29 protein-coding genes are annotated in these 20,673 nt (G+C 35.2%); 19 read left to right on the forward strand and 10 right to left on the reverse strand.

The features are described from left to right. The first annotated feature begins 8 nt into the window (after positions 1–8). The 5 genes from pgl to H6F62_RS12185 all read left to right on the forward strand — a co-directional run bounded on the left by pgl (position 9) and on the right by H6F62_RS12185 (position 4,500). A complete protein-coding gene (gene pgl, locus H6F62_RS12165) occupies positions 9–731 on the forward strand; it encodes a 6-phosphogluconolactonase (protein ID WP_137908896.1) in 723 nt (240 codons plus the stop codon). Between the two features lie 98 nt (positions 732–829). Next, the gene (locus tag H6F62_RS12170; protein ID WP_137908897.1) at positions 830–1,933 is read left to right on the forward strand and encodes an FHA domain-containing protein; all 1,104 of its coding nucleotides are present in this window, start codon (positions 830–832) and stop codon (positions 1,931–1,933) included. A gap of 164 nt (positions 1,934–2,097) precedes the next feature. After that, on the forward strand, positions 2,098–2,991 hold the full coding sequence (gene argB / locus H6F62_RS12175; RefSeq protein WP_028090507.1) for an acetylglutamate kinase: 894 nt from the start codon (positions 2,098–2,100) through the stop codon (positions 2,989–2,991). Positions 2,992–3,164: 173 nt separating this feature from the next. Further along, positions 3,165–3,680, forward strand: a complete 516-nt coding sequence (locus H6F62_RS12180; protein WP_028082808.1) for a tetratricopeptide repeat protein — start codon at positions 3,165–3,167, stop codon at positions 3,678–3,680. Positions 3,681–3,789: 109 nt separating this feature from the next. Beyond that, positions 3,790–4,500, forward strand: a complete 711-nt coding sequence (locus H6F62_RS12185) for a DUF3153 domain-containing protein (RefSeq protein WP_306420239.1) — start codon at positions 3,790–3,792, stop codon at positions 4,498–4,500. A gap of 176 nt (positions 4,501–4,676) precedes the next feature. Here H6F62_RS12185 and H6F62_RS20980 read toward each other — a convergent pair whose 3' ends face one another. The 4 genes from H6F62_RS20980 to H6F62_RS12205 form a co-directional block, all read right to left on the reverse strand. Then, a complete protein-coding gene (locus H6F62_RS20980) occupies positions 4,677–5,285 on the reverse strand; it encodes a transposase (protein ID WP_190372154.1) in 609 nt (202 codons plus the stop codon). A gap of 105 nt (positions 5,286–5,390) precedes the next feature. Further along, on the reverse strand, positions 5,391–5,849 hold the full coding sequence (locus tag H6F62_RS12195) for a hypothetical protein (RefSeq protein WP_190372155.1): 459 nt from the start codon (positions 5,847–5,849) through the stop codon (positions 5,391–5,393). Positions 5,850–5,852: 3 nt separating this feature from the next. Next, positions 5,853–6,197 carry a hypothetical protein gene (locus H6F62_RS12200; protein ID WP_190372156.1) on the reverse strand — a complete coding sequence of 115 codons (345 nt, stop codon included), beginning with the start codon at positions 6,195–6,197 and terminating at the stop codon, positions 5,853–5,855. A gap of 46 nt (positions 6,198–6,243) precedes the next feature. Then, complete coding sequence (locus H6F62_RS12205) at positions 6,244–6,600, reverse strand: hypothetical protein (protein ID WP_190372157.1); 357 nt, start codon at positions 6,598–6,600, stop codon at positions 6,244–6,246. A gap of 631 nt (positions 6,601–7,231) precedes the next feature. On the opposite strand from H6F62_RS12205, the gene H6F62_RS12210 reads away from it, so the two are divergent. Together H6F62_RS12210 and H6F62_RS12215 are read left to right on the forward strand one after the other, a co-directional pair. Further along, positions 7,232–7,717, forward strand: coding sequence for a hypothetical protein (locus tag H6F62_RS12210; protein ID WP_190372158.1), 486 nt, complete (start codon positions 7,232–7,234; stop codon positions 7,715–7,717). Positions 7,718–7,720: 3 nt separating this feature from the next. Beyond that, positions 7,721–8,470 (forward strand): hypothetical protein, encoded by a 750-nt coding sequence (locus H6F62_RS12215; protein WP_190372159.1) that lies wholly within the window; start codon positions 7,721–7,723, stop codon positions 8,468–8,470. Between the two features lie 36 nt (positions 8,471–8,506). Here H6F62_RS12215 and H6F62_RS12220 read toward each other — a convergent pair whose 3' ends face one another. Next, positions 8,507–8,821, reverse strand: coding sequence for a hypothetical protein (locus H6F62_RS12220; protein ID WP_190372160.1), 315 nt, complete (start codon positions 8,819–8,821; stop codon positions 8,507–8,509). Positions 8,822–9,012: 191 nt separating this feature from the next. On the opposite strand from H6F62_RS12220, the gene acnB reads away from it, so the two are divergent. The 8 genes from acnB to H6F62_RS12260 all read left to right on the forward strand — a co-directional run bounded on the left by acnB (position 9,013) and on the right by H6F62_RS12260 (position 14,378). Then, complete coding sequence (acnB, locus tag H6F62_RS12225; RefSeq protein WP_190372161.1) at positions 9,013–11,580, forward strand: bifunctional aconitate hydratase 2/2-methylisocitrate dehydratase; 2,568 nt, start codon at positions 9,013–9,015, stop codon at positions 11,578–11,580. A gap of 67 nt (positions 11,581–11,647) precedes the next feature. Beyond that, positions 11,648–12,064, forward strand: coding sequence for an element excision factor XisH family protein (locus tag H6F62_RS12230; protein ID WP_137908907.1), 417 nt, complete (start codon positions 11,648–11,650; stop codon positions 12,062–12,064). Next, positions 12,052–12,396, forward strand: coding sequence for a XisI protein (locus H6F62_RS12235; protein ID WP_190372162.1), 345 nt, complete (start codon positions 12,052–12,054; stop codon positions 12,394–12,396). Before H6F62_RS12230 ends, H6F62_RS12235 begins: the two co-directional genes overlap by 13 nt. Positions 12,397–12,624: 228 nt before the next feature. Beyond that, complete coding sequence (locus H6F62_RS12240; protein WP_236097165.1) at positions 12,625–12,987, forward strand: XisH family protein; 363 nt, start codon at positions 12,625–12,627, stop codon at positions 12,985–12,987. Beyond that, positions 12,957–13,298 (forward strand): XisI protein, encoded by a 342-nt coding sequence (locus H6F62_RS12245; RefSeq protein ID WP_190372163.1) that lies wholly within the window; start codon positions 12,957–12,959, stop codon positions 13,296–13,298. The genes H6F62_RS12240 and H6F62_RS12245 overlap by 31 nt, the downstream gene beginning before the upstream one ends. 42 nt (positions 13,299–13,340) lie before the next feature. Further along, on the forward strand, positions 13,341–13,607 hold the full coding sequence (locus H6F62_RS12250) for a type II toxin-antitoxin system HicB family antitoxin (RefSeq protein ID WP_190372164.1): 267 nt from the start codon (positions 13,341–13,343) through the stop codon (positions 13,605–13,607). After that, on the forward strand, positions 13,600–13,707 hold the full coding sequence (locus H6F62_RS12255; protein WP_199290914.1) for a type II toxin-antitoxin system HicA family toxin: 108 nt from the start codon (positions 13,600–13,602) through the stop codon (positions 13,705–13,707). Before H6F62_RS12250 ends, H6F62_RS12255 begins: the two co-directional genes overlap by 8 nt. A 152-nt stretch (positions 13,708–13,859) precedes the next feature. After that, on the forward strand, positions 13,860–14,378 hold the full coding sequence (locus H6F62_RS12260) for a transposase (protein WP_137908912.1): 519 nt from the start codon (positions 13,860–13,862) through the stop codon (positions 14,376–14,378). Between the two features lie 171 nt (positions 14,379–14,549). Here H6F62_RS12260 and H6F62_RS12265 read toward each other — a convergent pair whose 3' ends face one another. From H6F62_RS12265 to H6F62_RS12275, 3 genes are all read right to left on the reverse strand, one after another. Then, on the reverse strand, positions 14,550–14,966 hold the full coding sequence (locus H6F62_RS12265) for a hypothetical protein (RefSeq protein ID WP_190372165.1): 417 nt from the start codon (positions 14,964–14,966) through the stop codon (positions 14,550–14,552). A 5-nt stretch (positions 14,967–14,971) separates the two neighbouring features. Beyond that, the gene (locus tag H6F62_RS12270) at positions 14,972–15,322 is read right to left on the reverse strand and encodes a hypothetical protein (protein ID WP_190372166.1); all 351 of its coding nucleotides are present in this window, start codon (positions 15,320–15,322) and stop codon (positions 14,972–14,974) included. Between the two features lie 84 nt (positions 15,323–15,406). Continuing rightward, complete coding sequence (locus tag H6F62_RS12275) at positions 15,407–15,766, reverse strand: hypothetical protein (protein ID WP_190372167.1); 360 nt, start codon at positions 15,764–15,766, stop codon at positions 15,407–15,409. A gap of 124 nt (positions 15,767–15,890) precedes the next feature. Between H6F62_RS12275 and H6F62_RS20985 the strand changes: the two genes are divergently transcribed. After that, positions 15,891–16,085 carry a hypothetical protein gene (locus H6F62_RS20985; protein ID WP_242025993.1) on the forward strand — a complete coding sequence of 65 codons (195 nt, stop codon included), beginning with the start codon at positions 15,891–15,893 and terminating at the stop codon, positions 16,083–16,085. Beyond that, on the forward strand, positions 16,048–16,416 hold the full coding sequence (locus tag H6F62_RS12280) for a DUF3368 domain-containing protein (protein WP_242025994.1): 369 nt from the start codon (positions 16,048–16,050) through the stop codon (positions 16,414–16,416). The genes H6F62_RS20985 and H6F62_RS12280 overlap by 38 nt, the downstream gene beginning before the upstream one ends. 57 nt (positions 16,417–16,473) lie before the next feature. Here H6F62_RS12280 and H6F62_RS12285 read toward each other — a convergent pair whose 3' ends face one another. Together H6F62_RS12285 and tmk are read right to left on the reverse strand one after the other, a co-directional pair. After that, positions 16,474–17,427, reverse strand: coding sequence for a DNA polymerase III subunit delta' (locus H6F62_RS12285; protein WP_137908915.1), 954 nt, complete (start codon positions 17,425–17,427; stop codon positions 16,474–16,476). A 2-nt stretch (positions 17,428–17,429) separates the two neighbouring features. Beyond that, a complete protein-coding gene (tmk, locus tag H6F62_RS12290) occupies positions 17,430–18,056 on the reverse strand; it encodes a dTMP kinase (protein WP_137908916.1) in 627 nt (208 codons plus the stop codon). Positions 18,057–18,364: 308 nt separating this feature from the next. On the opposite strand from tmk, the gene H6F62_RS12295 reads away from it, so the two are divergent. Both H6F62_RS12295 and purD read left to right on the forward strand, forming a co-directional pair. After that, positions 18,365–18,697, forward strand: a complete 333-nt coding sequence (locus H6F62_RS12295; protein WP_190372168.1) for a thioredoxin family protein — start codon at positions 18,365–18,367, stop codon at positions 18,695–18,697. Positions 18,698–19,377: 680 nt separating this feature from the next. Further along, complete coding sequence (gene purD, locus H6F62_RS12300) at positions 19,378–20,658, forward strand: phosphoribosylamine--glycine ligase (RefSeq protein WP_190372169.1); 1,281 nt, start codon at positions 19,378–19,380, stop codon at positions 20,656–20,658. The last annotated feature ends 15 nt before the right edge of the window (positions 20,659–20,673 follow it).

The following is a 20,673-nucleotide window of genomic DNA, read 5'->3' on the forward strand; positions in this document are numbered from 1 at the left end:
ATAATGCCATGAACAAAACTGTTGAAGTTCACACCAGCGTGTCCGAACTAGTCCAACGGGCGCTAGAATTGATCCTGTCAAAAGTGGAAACTGCTATTAAGGAACGGGGACAATTTACAATTGCTTTATCAGGTGGCAGCACACCAAAACCTTTGTATGAAGCCATGGCCATGCAGGAGTTGCCCTGGGATAAAATTCATGTATTCTGGGGAGATGAGCGTTATGTGCCACCAGATCACCCTGATAGCAACGAACTGATGGCGCGACGTGCATGGTTAGATCAGGTTGCTATACCAGCAGCTAATATTCATGCTATCCCCACTTTGTCCGCTGATCCAGAAGTGGACGCAGCTAAGTATAACCAGCATCTGCAAACATTTTTTAATTCCGTATCTGGAGAGTTCCCGGCATTAGATGTAGTTTTATTGGGAATGGGTGATGATGCCCATACTGCATCTTTGTTTCCCCACACAGAGGCTCTCAATGTGTGCGATCGCTTAATTACTGTTGGTAACAAAGGGGACAGTCTCCGCATCACCTTTACTTACCCATTGATTAACGCGGCTCGCAGTGTGATTTTTATGGTTGCTGGTGCTAACAAAAGGCCAGCGCTGGCGCAAATTTTCGCACCAGTAGCAGATGATTTTGCTTATCCATCTCGCTTGATTAAACCCCAGGGAGAACTTTACTGGTTGCTAGATACAGCTGCTGGTTTAGAACTCAAAAGCTAAATGTTTTCACTCTAAGTAATTATTAGCATCAAAAGCTAAAGTTACTTCTGTGCTTGTCAGTAATATTTTTACAACGACCTTGACTAAGGCTTAAATCCATGATAGTTTGCCCTAATTGCAATCACCCTAATCCAGATGGGGCTGTTCAATGTGAAGCTTGCTACAGCCCGTTGCCAGCTACAGCTAAATGTCCTAATTGTGGAGCAACAGTACAGTCAGATGCAGCATTCTGCGGTCAGTGCGGTTATAACCTACATTTTCACGCCGCTGCGACAGCAGCAACCACAGTCGCGCCAAGTGCTGCTGCTAATATCCCTGTACAAGTACCGCCGGTTGCTCCTGATCCAATCATGGAACTATTAAAGCCCGATGCCTTGGGAATTGCGAATACCGCCAACCCTCCTGTTAGTGTTAATATACCGCCCATAGCACCCCCACCTGTAGCTGTAGTTCAGGAACAAGCCGTTTATGTTCCCCCCATAGCACCAAAACCAGAAGTTTATATTCCCCCTGTACTGACACCCCCACCCGTAGCTGTAGTTCAGGAACAAGCTGTTTATATTCCTGCTGTACCTGCACCTGTAGCACCAGAACCGGAAGTATATATTCCCGCTGTACTTACCCCACCACCGGCACCTGTAGCACCAGAACCGGAAGTATATATTCCTCCTGTACTTACCCCACCACCGGCACCCGTAGCACCAGAACCGGAAGTATATATTCCTCCTGTACTTACCCCACCACCGGCACCTGTAGCACCAGAACCGGAGGCTTATATTCCCCCTGCTTATGTACCCCAGATAGATCCGCTGACAATTCCTGAAGTAGCCCCAGCCGCACCACCTGCCAAGGTGTCCAACACCCAATTACAACAGGTAGTGGCGCGGTTATTTCATGTTCAAGCTAACCAAGAAATAGAATTACCACAAAATCTCTCGGTTATTCATATTGGTAAGCCTAATGACCGCATTCCTCCAGATATTGATGTTTCAGGATTCGCAAATTCTGAGATTGTTTCCCGGATTCACGCAGATATTCGGATTGAGGGAGATGCTTGTTATATAGAAGATGCTGGTAGTTCCAATGGTACTTACATCAACAATTTACCTCTATTACCAGGAAATAGACATCGCCTCCGTCCCGGCGATCGCATTAGCTTAGGTAAGGGCGATTTAGTGACTTTCTTGTTTCAACTCTCTTAGGAATAGGTAATAGGTAATGGGTAATGGGTAATGGGTAATGGGTAATGGGTAATGGGTAATGAATATCTCTCTGCTCCCTGTCCCACTGCTATCATCACAATAGCTTATTAACTCTAGTTGCTAGTTATCCAATAAACTAGATAATTAGCAACTTGGGTAAAAACATGATTAATGATACAGAGTATATCAGGAAGGCTGAAGCGAATCGCGTCGAAATTCTCAGCGAAGCATTACCTTACATCCAACAATTCGCTGGTCGCACCGTTGTAGTTAAATATGGTGGCGCAGCAATGAAGGATAGCAACCTCAAAGATAAAGTAATTCGGGATGTTGTCTTTTTATCTTGCGTCGGCTTGCGGCCAATTTTAGTTCATGGTGGTGGTCCAGAAATTAATAGTTGGTTAGGTAAATTAGGAATTGAAGCACAATTTAAAAATGGTTTGCGTGTTACCGATGCACCAACCATGGATGTAGTGGAAATGGTGTTAGTTGGGCGTGTAAATAAAGAAATTGTCGCGCTAATTAACCAGGCTGGAGGTATGGCCGTAGGACTTTGTGGTAAAGATGGTAACTTAATTACGGCTCGTCCTCAAGGTGATGAAGGAATTGGTTTTGTTGGGGAAGTTAGCAGTGTCAATATCAAAATTTTAGAAACACTTTCTAGTAATGGCTATATTCCCGTAGTTTCCAGTGTTGCTGCTGATGAAACGGGACAGGCTTATAATATTAATGCTGATACCGTAGCGGGGGAAATAGCCGCAGCTTTGGGAGCAGAAAAATTAATTTTGCTCACCGATACCAGAGGAATTTTAAAAGATTATCATGACCCTTCTACCTTGATTCCGAAAATAGATATTCGGGAAGCCCGACAATTAATTGCTGATGGTATAGTTAGTGGGGGGATGATTCCTAAAGTGAATTGTTGTGTGCGATCTCTAGCTCAAGGGGTGAAAGCTTCACATATCATTGATGGTCGTATTCCTCATGCTTTACTGTTAGAAGTATTTACAGATGTGGGGATTGGGACAATGATTCTTGGTTCTCAGTTGAGACAATAATCAGGATTAATAGTTCTGGTGAATAAAATTCACGGCTACACAAACAAATTCCGCCTCCGCAGACTGCATAAAAACCAGAGATTTCTCACCCACGCAGGTGGGTTTTGTTTGTGTAGATGCGGTTTTTAACCGCCGATTTAACTAATAACTAATAACTAATGACTGAATAACTAATGACTACAGAAAGTTTAGAACTCGCTAGATCTCGTTACCAAATGGGGACAATTGCTTTTGAAAATGGTCAATATCGGGAGGCTGTAGAAAATTTAGAAAAAGCCAGCGCCCTATTAGGAAAAAATACCCGTTTTGCTGGTGAAGTAGAAATTTGGTTGGTGAATGCTTATGAAGCTGCGGGACGTTCAGAAGCAGCAATAAATCTTTGTCAACAACTTGTAGGTCATCCCCATTATGAAATTCGTCAACAAGCAAAGCGCCTAGTCTATATTTTAAAAGCACCCAAACTTAATCGTCCTCAAGAATGGATGACAGAAATTCCTGACTTTGGTATAGTTTCTGATCACAAATCGAAAATAGTTGTCAATTCCCAACCTAAAAAATCTCAACCCAAATCTGTAGAACCAGAATATATTGATCTTAGCACGGTCAATACTAAAGATAATCGCTTTGTTTGGGTAGCTTTAATTGCTGTTTCTTTAACAATTTCCTATTTAGTTTGGTTAAGTTTTTAGCAAATAAGGAGAAACTACAATGAATGTATTCACTTTCATTAAGATAAAATCCGGATTTTTTTCAATTAGTAAAATTGGCAAAATTACCAAAATAAAACCTATTGTATTGATGGTAATACTTTCTTCATTGCTCCTATCTGGTTGTGTAAAATATGATTTAGGAGTAAATTTTAATAGCACAAATAATGGGGAATTAATACAGCATATTCAGTTAGCGGAAAAACTCACCATTTTTAGTGGTGATTATCTATCAGAATGGTTAAAAACTTTAGAAAATCAAGCGCGAACTTTAGGAGGTTCAACACAGAGAATTTCACCAGCGGAAATTATTGTTAAAATTCCCTTTACTAGTGCGAAGGAATTACAAGAAAAATTTACTGTATTTTTCAAAAATCGCAGTTCTCAAGATAGCAATAATTCAGAAATATCAGATATTACCTCAAGTTTGGTAGCAGAAGATAGGAATTTTTTCCTATTTTCTAGAAATCATCTAGTTTATGATTTAGATTTGCGTTCTTTGGCCATGCTTACCACCAAGAATAATAATTCAATTGTCAATTTAGATTTTAGTTTACAGACACCTTGGGGAACAAAAAACATTGACAATAATGAAAATGCTATTAAACCAGAAAAGCATGGTAATCAATTGATATGGACACTTAAACCAGGTGCTATCAATCATATAGAGGTGGTGTTTTGGTTACCTAATTTCCTGGGAATTGGAACTTTGTTAATTATTGGATTTGTGTGGTTGGGGTTCTATTTGAGATATACGTTATTACCAAGTCCGAGTATTCAGTTAACGGTGAAAGAGTTGTAAAATATTGGCATCAGGATGTAATTACATCCTGAAAATGTAAAATGTTGGGTTTTATCAACCCAACCTACAGAATTTAATTGAATCTCTTTAGGTAAAGATGCTAATTCTTTTAAAAATTTCTTTGTATATTCAACTTTCTACATTACTTACCATATCAAAAATAGTGATCACGCTAATTACCATTTAGAAGGATTATTAGGATGTAATTGATCATTTTCCCAAGATAAAGGATTATTTTGGACATATTCTCTAATTCTTGCTAAAGATTCATCATTTCTAATAATATGATCATAATAATTGCGTTGCCAAACTGGATTTTGAGGTGTATTACGAATGATGTTAATTTTCTTGGTTGTTGCTGATTTAAAACCTGCTATTAATGATGATATGGATTTTGGTTTCATTGATATTTTTGTCCGTGATAATTGAATTTGCCGTAGGGGCGAACGGCCGTTCGCCCCTACATTATTATCCTGGAAATCTACATCATTTTTCATAAAATCGCTGTTTATTTCCTGATTAATTATAACAATTCCATGAAAATGATTAGGCATAATTATAAAATCATCAAACTCAATTTCTTCTCGAATTTCTGCTGATTTTAACCATTCTTCTTTTATTAACTGACCAAAATTATTTAATATTATTTGACTATTTATAATATTTCCAAATAAACATTCACGTTGATAACAACAAATTGTAATGAAATAAAGACCAGACTGAGAATAATCATAGCCTTTAAGACGAATTGATTGGCGTTTATGTATATCAGGATTATAGGTCATAAAATTAAATCTTAAATTTAGATATATAAATTTTAGATATATTTTTTATATATTAATTTACATTGTAGGGGTGAACGGCCGTTCACCCCTACCCAATCAATAATGTTAAAAAATTGCCATGAATAAAATTCTTTTCTGGAACAAATCCAATAATTTCTTATAATCTTGACTAATTTCCAGATTATTTTTTAGTGATTCACTTTTGTCGTTATCAGACAAACATTGCTTGGTTTTATCAAATATGATTTTCTCTAAATTTGACCATAATTTTTCATTTATAAATGAAAATGGATCGCTTTTTGGATCAAAAATATATTGATATTTCTGATCCAAATCTGGATCTATTTTTTCTAATTCAGATAAATAAATCTCTAAATAACCTAACTCAACAGCCTCAAAATATTTTTCTACGTATTCTTGAGACTTTGTTTCTGTTCCTTGAAATAATCCTTTTAAACATTCATAAATACTTTTAGAACTAAAAGGACTAGTATTACCATCAAATTCTGAAAGAAACTTCTCAGAAAATATTTTTATAGTGTAAAATTGAATTGCTTGTGACATTTTTTATCCTTTCCATACTTGTTTAATATAATTAACAAGTGATTCCATGTTACTTAATTTTGATAAGTTTTGGATTAATCTTTGTACTTGTTCTCTATCATAATAATCAATCTCAACCTGACCTTGATAGGCTTGTTTAAATTTCTCTAGTTCTTGTCTAGCTGTATTAGTTATTACATTTATCGGGAAAACATAATAATAACCACTAGGCTTTCCTTCTCTTTCCCATCTTTTTTCAACACTTTTAATGGCTGATTTTAAATAGGTTAAATTAATCTCACCACTGGGATCATAAGAAGATTTGCATTCCCAGATATAATTACCTTGTTTAAAGACTTTCGATTCCATATTTCATTTTTGATAATAATCACTTAACAACAATCAATCATTTACGTTACGCAATTTTTCTGTAATGAGCGCTGACAGTATAAGTATTACCTGCTTTACTTACTCTTGTATGTTCCTTAACAACTGTAATTTTTCCATCTAATAAATCTTTCATTAAATTATTAGCTCTTTCTGAAAGAATCACAAAATCTGCACCTGGTTCATTATTACGGGTATCATCCTTATAATCTTCCCCTGGTATCATGCCAAACTCTTTCATCAAATCTTTTACCAAAGACTTAAAATTAGCATCTATTACTTTTCCTTTTTCCTTAGCATCTAGCTTAACAAATTCAGGAATAGATTGTAATGCTTGAGAAAAGGCATTTTTAACTTGTGTGATAGTGTCTCTTAAGTTCCACATAGATTTTGACTACAAATCATTTAATGTCTATAAGTAGATTAGACTATGCAATAGTATAAAGCAATTGTAGTTAATAATTCTTAATATTTTTCGAGTAATGCCATAACCAAATGTAGGGGCGAACGGCCGTTTGCCCCTTAAATTATAAACCACTCTTGTAACAATTCCCTTACAATAAAATAAAGAAAACAAGATATTGCAAATCATGTTAGCATCCCATATTCCGCACTTCATTTTGTAATATGCGAATATTTCCTTAATTTTATTTTTTATTGTTTTTAACAATACATATATTATCAAAGATTTTAAGTTTTAATACGTAATTTTTCCACCCTTATTAAGAATAATGCTTGAAAAGGCTTATACTACATTATGAAGTGCAGAATGTCGTTTAGCATAATATCAACATCAGTTTGTCAGAATCAGGATCTCCAGGATTTGAGGATTTACAGGATTAGTTTATTTTAGAGGATGAGAGATTAAGCGATCGCACGCTTAAATAAATTATAAACAGTAATAGCATTTTAAATTCCCAGAAAGCTATCACACATCCAAATTACCATAAAAGCTATCAAATTTTTACCCTAGATAGGATATAATTTTGAATGATCAAGTTATAGAGGAGCAATCTATGGAATGGCTTAATGCCAAAACATTTGAAGAATTTAAAAACTTAGGAACTTTTAACGCCGTTCGTCAGCAGATAAAAACTGACTTGGGAACAAAGTTAGAACTAAAAGTTCGTGGTTGGAAAGATTTATGGGAAGCTGTTCAAAATGTTCAAAAATTATCTTCATCTACATTCAAAATTATAAATTCAGATATTTCAGATATTAATAGTGAAATTAATATTGAAACTGAAGATAATGTAGATGATTCGTCTTTGTATTTTAAATCTGAATCTGCAAGAATAATATATGCACTTGTAGAATTAGATGAAAGATATAGATTAAATGAATTAGGTGTTGATATAACACATTATCGGAATGCTGAAAAAGCAAAAAAATGGCGTAATAAAATTGCAAAACTTATTCATCCAGATTATTGTCAACATCCAAAAGCAACCTTAGCGATGAATATTCTTACTGATGTATTTAGTAATATGGTGAGATCATAAATTATGAATATGGAAAGAAATAGTAGTGCAATTGTTCCTATTCAGATTCCTGCTTCCGATTTGGAGCTATCATTTATAAAACCAGAAGATAATTATCTTAATGAAAGATGGTTAAAATCTATACATCAAGCTTGGACATCAAGTGCAGGAATAGATAATAATGGTGCTGTTTGGATATCAATAGATAAACTTCATATTATTCTAAGAGTCCAAAAAAATACAGTCGACTATTTGGTTGATCGTGAAATTAATAGTCAATGTAAAAGAAAAATAAATGGAAAAACTTATATTAAAGGAAGCGAAGTTATAAAATCACTTAATCGAATAATTCAAAATGCTGGTTCTATTAAAAGAGAAGGATATGCTAGATACTCAGAAAATATGTATCTTAGAATAAGAGATTCAGAAGATGCACAATTACAGAGAGCAAAAAGATATGAATTTATCAAAGAATATAGAGATGAAATGAGACGTATAAGAATTGCAGCATTTGATCTCGAATATTGTGAATTAACTAATGAACCTCTTATGGACAAACATAATGATTTTTCTCATATAAGAAGTGTAAGCGTTGATTTAGAATTAGCAGATAAGATATGGAATGGTTTAGTTGTTAACAGACAAATACATAAAATAATTACTGAACATTTTATTAATGATGAGGCACAACTACTAGATTTATGTAAAGATAAAGAATGGAGTAAAAATTGGTATGATCATTTCAATCATGAACTGAAGCTCTATTACTTATAATTATTAATAGAAGAATATAGCACAAAACTTTTGAACTTACTTTTTATGTCTTGGTTGGGTCTCAAGTAGGAAATCATAACTAATAATAGCTTTAGCTGGGTAAATTGAATGATTTTTAACAAAACATCCTTCAAAGCAATAAATCTTATTATTTGATTCTATTTTAATATCCTTCTTATAGTTGGGATTAATTCCTTGTCCATTATCTACCGATTCATAAAACCATTGTTGCAATAGTAAATCGGATTTTTGATTGTCTGCTTCAACAGATATTTCTCTTTTACCTTCATTTAAATCAAACTTCTTAAAAGTGTATTTACAATTATTAACGACAATAGTACAATCAGACATTATTTTTACCCTTATTTAATAACATTCTTTAACAATCAACAATACAAAGCTTCTTTGCAAGAAAAACTCTAACAAAATATTATAAACCACAAACTGTCTATTTCTGACAAATTCGTTTACCAGTAACTCCTGTAACAATTCCCTTACAATAAAATAAAGAAAACAAGACATTGCAGGAGAAAGGCTAAATCATGTTAGCAGAATACCAACAACACACCCAAGAACGCGCCCAACTCGGTATTCCCCCCTTACCATTAGACGCAGTACAAACTTCAGAATTATGTGAATTACTGAAAAATCCCGCCCCAGGTACGGAAGAATTATTATTACATTTATTACGCGATCGCATTCCCCCCGGAGTAGATCAAGCAGCTTATGTAAAAGCCGGATTTCTTACTGCTATTGCTAAAGGAGAAATTACCAGTCCCTTAGTCTCTGCTATCCAAGCAGTAGAATTACTGGGAACAATGGTAGGCGGTTATAACGTTCAATCCTTAATTGATTTACTCTCTTCCCCGGTAGCGGAAACCGCAGCAATAGCATTGAGCAAAATCCTGTTAGTTTATGATGCGTTTCATGATGTATTAGAACTATCAAAAACCAACAAATACGCTAAAAAAGTGGTAGACTCCTGGTCCGCAGCGGAATGGTTTACCACTCGTCCCACATTACCAGCATCTATCACCGTCACGGTTTTCAAAGTTCCCGGAGAAACTAACACTGACGACTTATCACCAGCAACCCACGCTACAACCCGTCCAGATATTCCTTTACACGCCTTAGCAATGTTAGAAACCCGTCAACCGGGAAGTTTAGAAACCATTGCAGACTTAAAGAAAAAAGGACATCCTGTGGCCTATGTCGGTGACGTGGTGGGTACAGGTTCATCTCGTAAATCTGCAATCAATTCTGTATTATGGCATTTAGGTAATGATATCCCCTTTGTACCAAATAAACGGGCTGGAGGCTATATTTTGGGTAGTGCGATCGCACCTATCTTTTTTAACACCGCCGAAGATGCGGGAGCTTTACCCATACAATGCGATGTTACAAAAATGGCAACTGGTGACGTAATTACCATCTACCCCTACAAAGGTGAAGTTACCAACGCCGCAGGAGAAGTAATTTCCACCTTCAGCCTCAAACCTGACACCATTTTAGACGAAGTTCGCGCAGGTGGCCGCATTCCCCTATTAATTGGCCGTACCCTCACCGACAAAACCCGTCAAGCCTTGGGTTTAGCACCCAGCGATTTATTTATCCGTCCTCAAGCACCAACCGACACCGGAAAAGGCTACACATTGGCGCAGAAAATGGTCGGTAAAGCCTCTGGTTTACCAGGAGTACGTCCGGGGACATCATGCGAACCAATCATGACCACAGTGGGTTCTCAGGACACTACAGGACCAATGACCAGAGACGAGTTAAAAGAACTGGCTTGTTTAGGTTTCAGTGCAGATTTAGTCATGCAAAGTTTTTGTCACACAGCCGCTTATCCCAAACCGGTAGATATCAAAACCCATCAAGAACTACCAGACTTCATTTCCTCTCGTGGTGGCGTGGCTTTGCGTCCCGGTGATGGTATCATTCACTCCTGGTTAAACCGGATGTTATTACCCGACACCGTGGGAACAGGAGGAGACTCCCATACCCGCTTTCCCTTGGGAATATCCTTTCCTGCGGGTTCTGGTTTAGTGGCCTTTGCTGGTGCATTGGGTGTAATGCCCTTAGATATGCCAGAATCGGTATTAGTCCGTTTTAAAGGAGAATTGCAACCAGGAATTACCTTGAGAGATATTGTTAACGCCATTCCTTATGTAGCTATGCAGAAAGGATTATTAACAGTGGAAAAACAGAACAAGAAAAATGTTTTTTCCGGGCGAATTTTGGAAATTGAAGGATTACCAAATTTGAAAGTAGAACAAGCATTTGAATTAACAGATGCTTCCGCCGAACGTTCTTGTGCAGGTTGTACAATTAAGTTAAGTGAAGAGACAATAGCGGAATATTTGCGTTCCAATATTGCTCTGTTAAAAAATATGGTAGCACGGGGTTATAGTGATGCCAGAACTATCCTGCGGCGCGTGGCAAAAATGGAGGAATGGTTAGCCAATCCTGTATTATTATCTGCTGATGCAGATGCCGAATATGCAGAAGTAATTGAGATTGATTTAAACCAAATCAAAGAACCAATTGTAGCGGCACCGAATGACCCTGATAATGTTAAGTTATTATCAGAAGTTGCGAATGATCCAGTACAGGAAGTTTTCGTAGGTTCTTGTATGACAAATATCGGACATTATCGAGCAACAGCCAAGGTTTTAGAAGGTGCAGGAGCGGTGAAAGCGCGGTTATGGATTGCACCTCCGACAAGAATGGATGAACATCAATTAAAACTAGAAAAAGTGTATGATGTTTTTGTAAGTGCGAATGCGAGAACGGAGATTCCAGGATGCAGTTTATGTATGGGAAATCAGGCAAGAGTTGATGATAATACAACGGTGTTTTCTACCTCAACTCGTAACTTTAATAATCGCATGGGAAAAGGCGCTCAAGTGTATTTAGGTTCAGCGGAATTGGCTGCGGTTTGTGCGTTGTTGGGGCGTATTCCTACAGTTAAGGAATATATGGAGATTGTTGGGGAGAAAATTAATCCTTTTGCTGATAATTTGTATCGTTATTTGAATTTTGATCAAATTGTTGGTTTTGAGGATGAGGGGAGGGTGATTAGTAAGGAGGAACAGGCGGCTTTGGTATAATTTAGGTGAGGGTGGGTCTTGATGGACTCACCTGAAATGTTATAATAGTTTATTATTGGGGTAAACAATGCCAGCAAAAGATATCTACCATGATGGATTTAAAAACGCTTTACTCAAGGATGGTTGGCAGATTATTCGTGATCCTTATACCATTAGATATGAAGGATTAAAACTATTTGCTGATCTTGCCGGAAAAAAGTTGTTTTCTGCACAAAAAGAAGATACTAATATTGTAGTGGAAATTAAAAGTTTCTTGAGTCTGTCCCTAATTCATGAGTTTCAATGTGCTTTAGGACAATATATTTTATACCGTACACTGCTAAGACAATTACATCCTGATTATCGTGTTTACTTAGCAATCGAACAAGAGGCTTATGAAACTTTTTTTCAAACAAAAGGGATTCAACTTGTCATAGAGGAATATAAAATTTTACTGATTGTAATTAATATTGTTCAGGAGGAAATTGTCCAATGGATAAATTAAATAATTATCGTGCAATTGTCAAAAAAATATTAACAGAATATGATCAAATAGCTAGTCAAACTCCTAATATTTCTGGAGTTGATACAGTCTTATCTTTTGATGATGAAAGAGATCAGTATTTATGGTTTGATGTAGGTTGGAATGAAAGAAAACGAGTGAAGGCAATTACTGTTTATGTGAGAATTAAAAATGAAAAGATTTACATTGAGGAAGATTGGACCCAGGAGGGAATAGCAACGGAGTTATTAAGGGAAGGTGTACCAAAAGAGGATATTGTTTTAGCTTTTCATGATCCTGAAACTCGTAAGTTTACAGAGTTTGCTATTGCTTAATAGAGAAAAACTTTGTTAGTATGATTTAGGTTAAGGTGGGTCTGGATGGACTCACCTTAATGTTATAATTTATGTTATGATTAATATTTTATGTGGAAAAGTCAGTTTAAGAAAGCAATATAATCTTTAGAAAGATCGTGTTTCTGTATATTTAGCCGATGTCAAAAAAATGTTACTATAATATCAATGAACTTAAACTAAGGAGGAAAATGGCAAAGGATATCTACCATTTCTTATTTTTTACAATACGAAGATGCCCAACTTTACGCTGATCTACTTGCTGAAAAAACGTTATTAGCTGAACAAAATGATCGTACCATTGTTGTGGAAATAAAAAGTTTTATTAATCCTTCTCTGATGAGGGATTTTGAATTGGCATTAGGACAATATATTGTATATCGTGATATTTTAGATTTATCTGAAAAACATTATGCCATTTATTTAGCTGTTAAAGACACTGTATTTGAGAGCTTTTTTCAAAGAAAATCAGTTAAAGCTATTGTTAAACGTCATCAGGTAGAGTTTATTGTTTTTAATAACGAACAGGAGGAAATTGTATCATGGATAAGCTCACAAGATATGGAGAAATAATCAAAAAAATCTTAACAGAATATTATCAAATTGTTGAAAAAGCTCCTGATTTTCACCCGGAAAATTGTTTAATTTTTGATGACAATAATCATCATTATTTTTGGCGTAGTATTGATTGGGTTAACAAAAAAAGAGTTAATAATACTCATATTTATGTTCGTATTAAAAATCAGAAAATTTACATTGAGGAAGATTGGACCCAGGAAGGAATAGCAACGGAGTTATTAAGGGAAGGTATACCAAAAGAGGATATTGTTTTAGCTTTTCATGATCCAGAAACTCGGAAGTTTACTGAGTTTGCTATTGCTTAATACTTTCTCTTGATCCTCAATTTAATCTACAGGGAAACAAAAATGAATTTTTACACAGTTGTTCTCAGACAAAGTTCCGGTTATTGGGTGGGTTTGTGTTTAGAAAATGGTATTGTTGGACAGGGAGATACTCAAGAAGATGCAGTTAATAAATTAAAGGACGCAATAGCATCTTTTGAAGATGTTTATGAATCAGAAGATAATATTTATAAATCTCCTATTTCTATAGATGAATTACATGAATTTTTGTTAGTTGAGGAAAAAGAAAAACAATCAGAAATCTATGAATTGAGGAAGGTTTATGCCTAAAAATATACCTTCTTTAAAACCCAAAGAATTAATTAAATTATTAGAAAAAGCAGGTTGTACTTTTCATAGAGAGGGAAAAGGTGATCATTTTACAGGTTGATTTTCACATTTTCACAGGTCTGATTTTTACACTTTTACAAATTTTATTTTCACATTTTCACAGGCTAGAAGCCTGTGCCACTTAATTAGATATAATTCTATGAATTTGGATATACTCTAAATATTAATCATGAACAACATCATACTAACACTATGGAAATAGAACAATCTAAACTTTTATCAGTGGAAACTAATCCACAACTAGACATCAAAAAGAGATGTTTACCCCATTGGGAATTAGCGGGATCTGTTTATTTTATAACTTTTAAAACTTGGGATAAGTTGGAATTAAATAATGAAGCAATGCAAACAGTTTTAAACTGTTGTTTGTTTTTTGATGCTAGTCAAAATAAAAATCAAATTAGATATCGTACTTTTGCTTTAGTAATTATGCCAGATCATCTTCATTGGTTAATGCAGCCTTTACCTAAATCAGAAAATGAATGTTGGTCTTTAAGCAGTATTATACATAGTATTAAAAGTTATAGTTCTAAGCAAATTCCCAAAGTTATGAAGCATATTGGCATTGTGTGGCAAGATGAAAGATATGATCGGATAATGAGAAATCATCAAGAGTTTGTGAATACTTGGAATTATATTAGGGAAAATCCTGTTAAAGCTAATTTAGTGGAAACTCCTGAAGATTATTCTTTTTTATGGGAAGAATTTTAGTTAAAATAATTGTGAATTGTGGAACAGGCATCCTGCCTGTTATCTTATGAAAGTAATTAACACTAATCATTTGATAGAGTTAATTTTAAAAATTTTACAGGTTGATTTTGGAATTTTCACAGTTTGATTTTAACAGTTTCACAGGCTAGAAGCCTGTGCCACTATCTATATTTATGAAGCTTCAAAAACTAACATTTTGTTGTCAAAATATTTTTTAAGTTCTACATAGTCTTCTGCTATGTTGAAAAAATCCTCTTTTTTTTCTATTTCTCCAGATTGTTGAAAAATAGCTTCTTTTATAACCTCCCATATTGTTTCATTAACAAAGTAATATCTTGATTTACGGTGTAATAAAATTTCTGATTCACCGATGAGTAATTTTTGTACTTCAGGTATATTAGCGTTGATCATAACATATTCAGTCTCTATATTTTCAGTAAATTTACTGTCTAGTGTTTCATCAATATTTTCACTTTCTTCTTTTGCTAAAATTTTCTTTAACTCTTGTAAAATATCATCATGTTTTTTATCTTTAGTAAATTCTTCAGAAAAATATTTAAGTCTTGCAAAATGAAGAGATGTAGTCATAAATTTTAATTCCTAGCTTGTTTAATATATTCAACTAATTCAGGTAAGCTATTTACTTTTTTCAAGGCTTTTACAAGGCGATCAACTGAATCACAATCATAATATTGTATGTCTATATTAGGAAATTCTGTTTTAAGCTGTTCTAAAATACTCTTATTGTTTTCGTCTAAACGATTAACAGGGAAGATATAACGAAAGCCGCTTGGTTGTCTTCTTTTCAATAGCTTTTTTACGTCATTTATCCATTTTTTAAGACTACCTTGATTAATAGGAGCATCCAGATGATCAGGGGAAGATTTACACTCATAGATAAAATTCCCAGCTTCAAAATATTTTGGTTTCTCTTCAAAAAACATTGATTTAACCTGTTGAATTATTTCAATATAGTTTGTTTACATTTTCTAAAATAGCAGACGAAAAAACAATTAAATAAATTTTAGTTATCCTGACTTTCTAATATCACGAAAATGAGCCCTAACAGTAAATTGATTACCTAATTTACTAACTTTACTATATTCTGAAATAGCTACTATTTTACCAGTTAATAATCCTTGAATTAAATCATCTGCTTTCTGTGATAAAGCTACAAAATCTGCACTTTGCTCGTTATCCTTTAAATTATCAACATAATCAACACCAGGCTTCATATTGAACTGTTTCATTAAATCTTTAAAAATAGATTTAAAAGATTTATCAATTTGCTGTCCTTTCTCAAAGGGATTTAGACTTTTCCAATCTGGCAAAGATTCTAAAGCTTTGCTGAGAGCATTTTTAATAGAGTAATATCCGAAGTTTGACATTAAACACCTCTTAGTAGATTTGCTTATATTAGATATAATCAGGTATATCACATCTGTAATTTATGTGTCAATATATTTATTGTAAATTTATGTGTCAATAAATATATTTATTGTAATTTTAAGTATGATCGCATTCCTCATCGCTATAGGAATCGCACCTTTACCCTATCATACCCGAAATCAGCAACGCCTAATTTTCCTATCTCGCTTAAATTTCCTTGATTTATTACTGACAAATGAATCTCAATTTTTATTACCAGAAAGTGTTAAAGAAGAAATCAGTGCTAAACAAGATCAATCATCTAGACATATTAATTGATACATTAATTACTGAGAATAAATTATTAGTCCAAAAAGTAAAATTGGTTTCTTTAGCTAATAGCTTAAATGAGCGTTTAGGAATAGGAGAATCTGAAGCAATTACTTTAGGTATAGAATTACAAACAGATTATATTATTTTAGATGATTTTGCTGCTAGAAAGGAAGCAATCAGATTAGGATTAAATGTTAAAGGAACTTTGGCAGTGATTCGTAAATTACAGCTAAATGGTAAAATTAATATTTCTGATTTAGATATATTGTACCAACAAATTATGAACGTTAATTTTAGAGTAAAACGAGAAATTTTTGATAGTATTTTTGAGGATTGATAAAGGAATTGTAATTGATGAATATTAAACAAGAACTTAAAGCAATGATTCTACAATTTACTGTATTTGCGATATCTGAAACAAAGCTAAAAATGTACATTCCCAAACTAAACGAGGTTGAGCATAACAAAGTAAATGTTTCCGAGTTTTTTCTAACTGTTGAATAATTTTCGGTTCATGTATTTGTTGCCAATAGTATTGTTGTAAATAATCAATTAACCATAATTGCGCTTCTGTATCTAATTCTTTATCAATTTTCTTCCCTAATTCTAAAGCATGACGATAAGATGTTGGTCTTTTTTTCACCTGTTCCATAAATTCGCTAGGAATATTTTGCAATTGTTGGTAAGATGAAATCGCATTTCCTGGACTACCTGCGGCTATATTTAACACTTCTGGATGTTGCAAAATCTCTGTATTTCCTGTTTGCGTCAATACCTGCTTCATAGCAGCATTATCTAAACGATAAAAAGGAATTTTCTGACAACGAGATACTAAAGTTGGTAATACAGATTCCGGGGAAGGTGCAATTAAAATTAATGTCGCTTTTCCCGGTTCTTCTAAAGTTTTTAATAACGCATTGGCCGCAGATTCTGCCATGGTTTCTGCTTGTTCTAATACTATCACATTTCTCGCCGCTTCTAAGGGTGGACGAGCCAGAAATTGGGTAATTTCTCGAATTTGTTCTAACCGAATTACTGGTGGTGCTTTGCGTTTAACTCCCTTTTGTGCTGCTTCTGCTGGAGTAAATCTTTGTCCTTGATATTGATAAGTTGGTTCTACCCACAATAAAGCTGGATGATTTCTTTGTTTAATTCGATGTTGTAAAATCGGAATTTGATCAGGTTTTACAAAACTGGAAAAAAGTAATTCTATAAAACACTGTGCTGCTAAACTTCTACCCACACCATCAGCACCTACAAACATATAAGCAGGTGCAACTCGGTTCTGTTTAACGGACTGGGTTAGTAATTCTACCGCTTGTTGTTGTCCGATTAATGACGAAAACATAATTATGAAAACAGCCGTTTCTGTAAAATCTTTTGTATATTTTGCTGCACAATTTCTTGACTCCCACTGCTATCTACTCGCACAATTCGGGATGGATAGGATACATATAAATCCTTATATCCCCTTTGTACTCGACGATGAAAAGCAATTGTTTCCTGTTCAATGCGATCTAATGTAGCTTGTCCACGTTTGCGCGATAAACCTACCTCCACATCTACATCTAACCAAATAGTTATATCACTTGTTAAACCTCCAGTAGCAATCTGATTGAGATTATTAATTAGACTCATATCTAAACCCCTGCCATAACCTTGATAAGCAATGGTAGAATCTGTATAGCGATCGCATAAAATATATTTTCCCATAGCTAAATTCGGTTTTAATTCTTCTTCAATATGTTGCGCCCTATCCGCAGCATACAACAAAAGTTCCGTAATATCACTTACTGGCTTATTGGCTGACTTTGACAATAATAACCCCCGTAAATCCTTCCCTAACTCCGTTCCTCCCGGTTCACGAGTCAGCACCACTGAGATATTTAAACTTTCTAGCCACTGAGAACAAAAGTGCATCTGAGTAGTTTTACCACATCCTTCTACCCCTTCAAAGACAATTAATTTACCATTCATGTTGTTAAATTTTGTAAATACTGATTTTCTAGACATCCCTATTTGTATACACTTTATCACAAAAAGCCTGAAAAGAGGCAATTTCATTAATACATATAATGGTAAATCTGTACAGTATATAAATTCAACATTTCTGGTTATATCTGTGTTGTTATGCTATCATGTCTCCTATTACACTGCGGCGTAAGTGAATGAACCATTTTCAAGCTTTGTAATCTATCAAATTTTCGGAGCTTTTAATGGTCATGTTATTTCCGCCAAACTGTACTAGGATTTGTGACTAAAAATTCAAAAATTTACCAAGAGCCATGACTTTAGCTGTGATTAAATTCTCTTCGGAGGATTGTGGGATTTGCCACAAAATGTCTTTTTATGACGAAAAAGTGGCTGGGGAATTAGGTTTGCAGTTTATAGATGTAAAAATGCAGGATACAGCAACTTACCGCCAATACCGTAATATTTTACTGGCTCAGTATCCAGATAAATCAGAAATGGGATGGCCTACTTACATTGTTTGTAATTCACCGGAGGGAGAATTTGAGATTCTGGGTGAGGTAAAAGGGGGACATCCAAAAGGAGAATTTAGAAGTCGTCTTCAAGAAGTGCTAAATAGCATTGATAATGAGGAAGAGACGGGCTAAGTTGCAATCTCCTAACCCCCAAACATCCTGTAATTGACGCGATATGTAAGGGTTTAGCACTGCTAAACCCCTTAACGGGTGACAAGTTATGTATCACTTCTTTGTCAATTTGTCAATAGGGAATTTTTGCGATCTCTCAAATTAGATCATTTCTGAGCAAATTTATGGCTAAAATTGTTGAAGGAATAGCTATTAATTTTGTAAAGTTTTGTATCAGCTTGGGAAATTGATTTCTGAAACCATTGTAAATAAAGGGGTTGGAGACTGACATCTTTTGAAAGATCCAAAATTGACAATAGTAACCCAATTATGAAATTCTCTGAAATTATAGCAAATCGCTGAAAGTATAGCAACCTCGTTGATAAATAGAAAAGATTCTCAATTAATTATTAAGGAAATATAAAGGCAAATTGCTAAAAGTTATAAATATCAAAAGTATTATTGATTTTATATAATTTAAGCTTATCATACAGCCATGATGAATAATATATCTGATAAATAGCATCTAGGATAAAACTAAGAGCATATTATTGATATTATAATTGTGCGATAGCGAAGTGCTGCTGCAAGCAGTTCGCTCGTTTGGCACACAAACCGTAAATCTAGCCAGATTACCAGCTTGGACAATTGAAAATGGTATCATATATTCTCGTTTTGCTTGATTACGCGCGAGGAAATAAGTGAAAGTTTTAGTTATCGGGAATGGGGGACGGGAACACGCTCTAGCGTGGAAATTGCTACAATCTGATCAAATTGAGGAAGTTGTCTGTGTGCCAGGTAATGGGGGTACAGCAACTATGCAAGGTTGTCAAAACTTGTCCCTAGCGGTAGATGACTTTGCAGGTATCAGTGAATATGCGATCGCTAATAGTATTTCTTTAGTAGTTGTCGGTCCAGAAGTGCCTTTAGCTCAGGGAATTACTGATTATCTGCAAAATCAAGGCTTAATGGTATTTGGTCCAAACAAAGCCGGGGCGCAAATAGAAGCGAGTAAAGCCTGGGCTAAAGCATTAATGGCAGAAGCGGGAGTTCCTACGGCCAAAGCTGCGGTATTTACGGAAGCAGCATCAGCAAAGGCATACATTCATGACCAAGGAGCGCCCATTGTGATTAAAGCCGATGGTTTAGCTGCTGGTAAAGGTGTCACAGTTGCCGAAAATATTGCCCAAGCAGAAGCAGCCATTGAGGCGATTTTTCAAGGACAGTTTGGCAGTGCTGGTAATTCTGTGGTAATTGAAGAATGTTTACTGGGACAAGAAGTATCAATTTTAGCTCTAACTGATGGTTTAACAATTCGGCCGTTGTTACCTGCTCAAGATCACAAGCGTGTCGGTGAAGGTGATACTGGAGACAATACTGGAGGTATGGGTGCTTATGCTCCCGCGCCCATTGCTACAGCGGAGTTAATGGCAAGAGTGCAAACAGAGGTATTAGAAAGAACTATCTCCGCTTTACAAGCTAGGGGCATTGACTACCGAGGCGTTTTGTATGCTGGGTTAATGATTACACCTGATGGTGATTTTCGGGTTTTAGAATTTAACTGTCGGTTTGGTGATCCTGAAACCCAGGTAATTTTACCGTTACTGGAAACACCTTTAGAATATCTGATCTTGGCTTGTATAGAACAGCGCTTGGCGGATATGCCACCAATTGCTTGGAAACAAGGTGCAGCAGCGACAGTAGTGGCTGCTTCTGGGGGTTATCCGGGAGAATATGTCAAAGGTAAGGTAATTAATGGCTTGGTAGCAGCAGATATGGCCGGGGCGACCGTGTTTCATGCGGGGACAAAATTAAATGCAGACCAGGAAATTATTACGGATGGCGGTAGAGTGTTAAATGTAACTGGAATTGGTGCGGATTTCCAGGAAGCTTTAGCTCAAGCTTATGCAGGTATTAAAGAAATTGAATTTGATCAGATGTATTATCGTCGGGATATTGGTTATCGGGTTTCTAACGGGTAATTGACGCTCCCCGCC

Origin of the sequence: Anabaena sp. FACHB-1391 (genome assembly GCF_014696755.1) — a bacterium.
Taxonomy (GTDB): Bacteria; Cyanobacteriota; Cyanobacteriia; order Cyanobacteriales; family Nostocaceae; genus Dolichospermum; species Dolichospermum planctonicum.

What these genes read in the sequence shown, in the direction of transcription:
- acnB (WP_190372161.1), top strand. Translation starts at nt 9,013, where the DNA reads ATGTTAGCAGAATACCAACAACACACCCAAGAACGCGCCCAACTCGGT.
- H6F62_RS12230 (WP_137908907.1), top strand. Translation starts at nt 11,648, where the DNA reads ATGCCAGCAAAAGATATCTACCATGATGGATTTAAAAACGCTTTACTC.
- H6F62_RS12295 (WP_190372168.1), top strand. Translation starts at nt 18,365, where the DNA reads ATGACTTTAGCTGTGATTAAATTCTCTTCGGAGGATTGTGGGATTTGC.
- H6F62_RS12205 (WP_190372157.1), bottom strand. Translation starts at nt 6,600, where the DNA reads ATGTGGAACTTAAGAGACACTATCACACAAGTTAAAAATGCCTTTTCT.
- H6F62_RS12245 (WP_190372163.1), top strand. Translation starts at nt 12,957, where the DNA reads ATGGATAAGCTCACAAGATATGGAGAAATAATCAAAAAAATCTTAACA.
- H6F62_RS12215 (WP_190372159.1), top strand. Translation starts at nt 7,721, where the DNA reads ATGAATATGGAAAGAAATAGTAGTGCAATTGTTCCTATTCAGATTCCT.
- argB (WP_028090507.1), top strand. Translation starts at nt 2,098, where the DNA reads ATGATTAATGATACAGAGTATATCAGGAAGGCTGAAGCGAATCGCGTC.
- H6F62_RS12180 (WP_028082808.1), top strand. Translation starts at nt 3,165, where the DNA reads ATGACTACAGAAAGTTTAGAACTCGCTAGATCTCGTTACCAAATGGGG.
- H6F62_RS12250 (WP_190372164.1), top strand. Translation starts at nt 13,341, where the DNA reads ATGAATTTTTACACAGTTGTTCTCAGACAAAGTTCCGGTTATTGGGTG.
- tmk (WP_137908916.1), bottom strand. Translation starts at nt 18,056, where the DNA reads ATGAATGGTAAATTAATTGTCTTTGAAGGGGTAGAAGGATGTGGTAAA.
- H6F62_RS12275 (WP_190372167.1), bottom strand. Translation starts at nt 15,766, where the DNA reads ATGTCAAACTTCGGATATTACTCTATTAAAAATGCTCTCAGCAAAGCT.
- H6F62_RS12255 (WP_199290914.1), top strand. Translation starts at nt 13,600, where the DNA reads ATGCCTAAAAATATACCTTCTTTAAAACCCAAAGAATTAATTAAATTA.
- H6F62_RS12170 (WP_137908897.1), top strand. Translation starts at nt 830, where the DNA reads ATGATAGTTTGCCCTAATTGCAATCACCCTAATCCAGATGGGGCTGTT.
- pgl (WP_137908896.1), top strand. Translation starts at nt 9, where the DNA reads ATGAACAAAACTGTTGAAGTTCACACCAGCGTGTCCGAACTAGTCCAA.
- H6F62_RS12210 (WP_190372158.1), top strand. Translation starts at nt 7,232, where the DNA reads ATGGAATGGCTTAATGCCAAAACATTTGAAGAATTTAAAAACTTAGGA.
- H6F62_RS12195 (WP_190372155.1), bottom strand. Translation starts at nt 5,849, where the DNA reads ATGTCACAAGCAATTCAATTTTACACTATAAAAATATTTTCTGAGAAG.
- H6F62_RS12185 (WP_306420239.1), top strand. Translation starts at nt 3,790, where the DNA reads ATGGTAATACTTTCTTCATTGCTCCTATCTGGTTGTGTAAAATATGAT.
- H6F62_RS12270 (WP_190372166.1), bottom strand. Translation starts at nt 15,322, where the DNA reads ATGTTTTTTGAAGAGAAACCAAAATATTTTGAAGCTGGGAATTTTATC.
- H6F62_RS12200 (WP_190372156.1), bottom strand. Translation starts at nt 6,197, where the DNA reads ATGGAATCGAAAGTCTTTAAACAAGGTAATTATATCTGGGAATGCAAA.
- H6F62_RS12285 (WP_137908915.1), bottom strand. Translation starts at nt 17,427, where the DNA reads ATGTTTTCGTCATTAATCGGACAACAACAAGCGGTAGAATTACTAACC.
- H6F62_RS20980 (WP_190372154.1), bottom strand. Translation starts at nt 5,285, where the DNA reads ATGACCTATAATCCTGATATACATAAACGCCAATCAATTCGTCTTAAA.
- H6F62_RS12265 (WP_190372165.1), bottom strand. Translation starts at nt 14,966, where the DNA reads ATGACTACATCTCTTCATTTTGCAAGACTTAAATATTTTTCTGAAGAA.
- H6F62_RS12235 (WP_190372162.1), top strand. Translation starts at nt 12,052, where the DNA reads ATGGATAAATTAAATAATTATCGTGCAATTGTCAAAAAAATATTAACA.
- H6F62_RS12260 (WP_137908912.1), top strand. Translation starts at nt 13,860, where the DNA reads ATGGAAATAGAACAATCTAAACTTTTATCAGTGGAAACTAATCCACAA.
- H6F62_RS12220 (WP_190372160.1), bottom strand. Translation starts at nt 8,821, where the DNA reads ATGTCTGATTGTACTATTGTCGTTAATAATTGTAAATACACTTTTAAG.
- H6F62_RS20985 (WP_242025993.1), top strand. Translation starts at nt 15,891, where the DNA reads ATGATCGCATTCCTCATCGCTATAGGAATCGCACCTTTACCCTATCAT.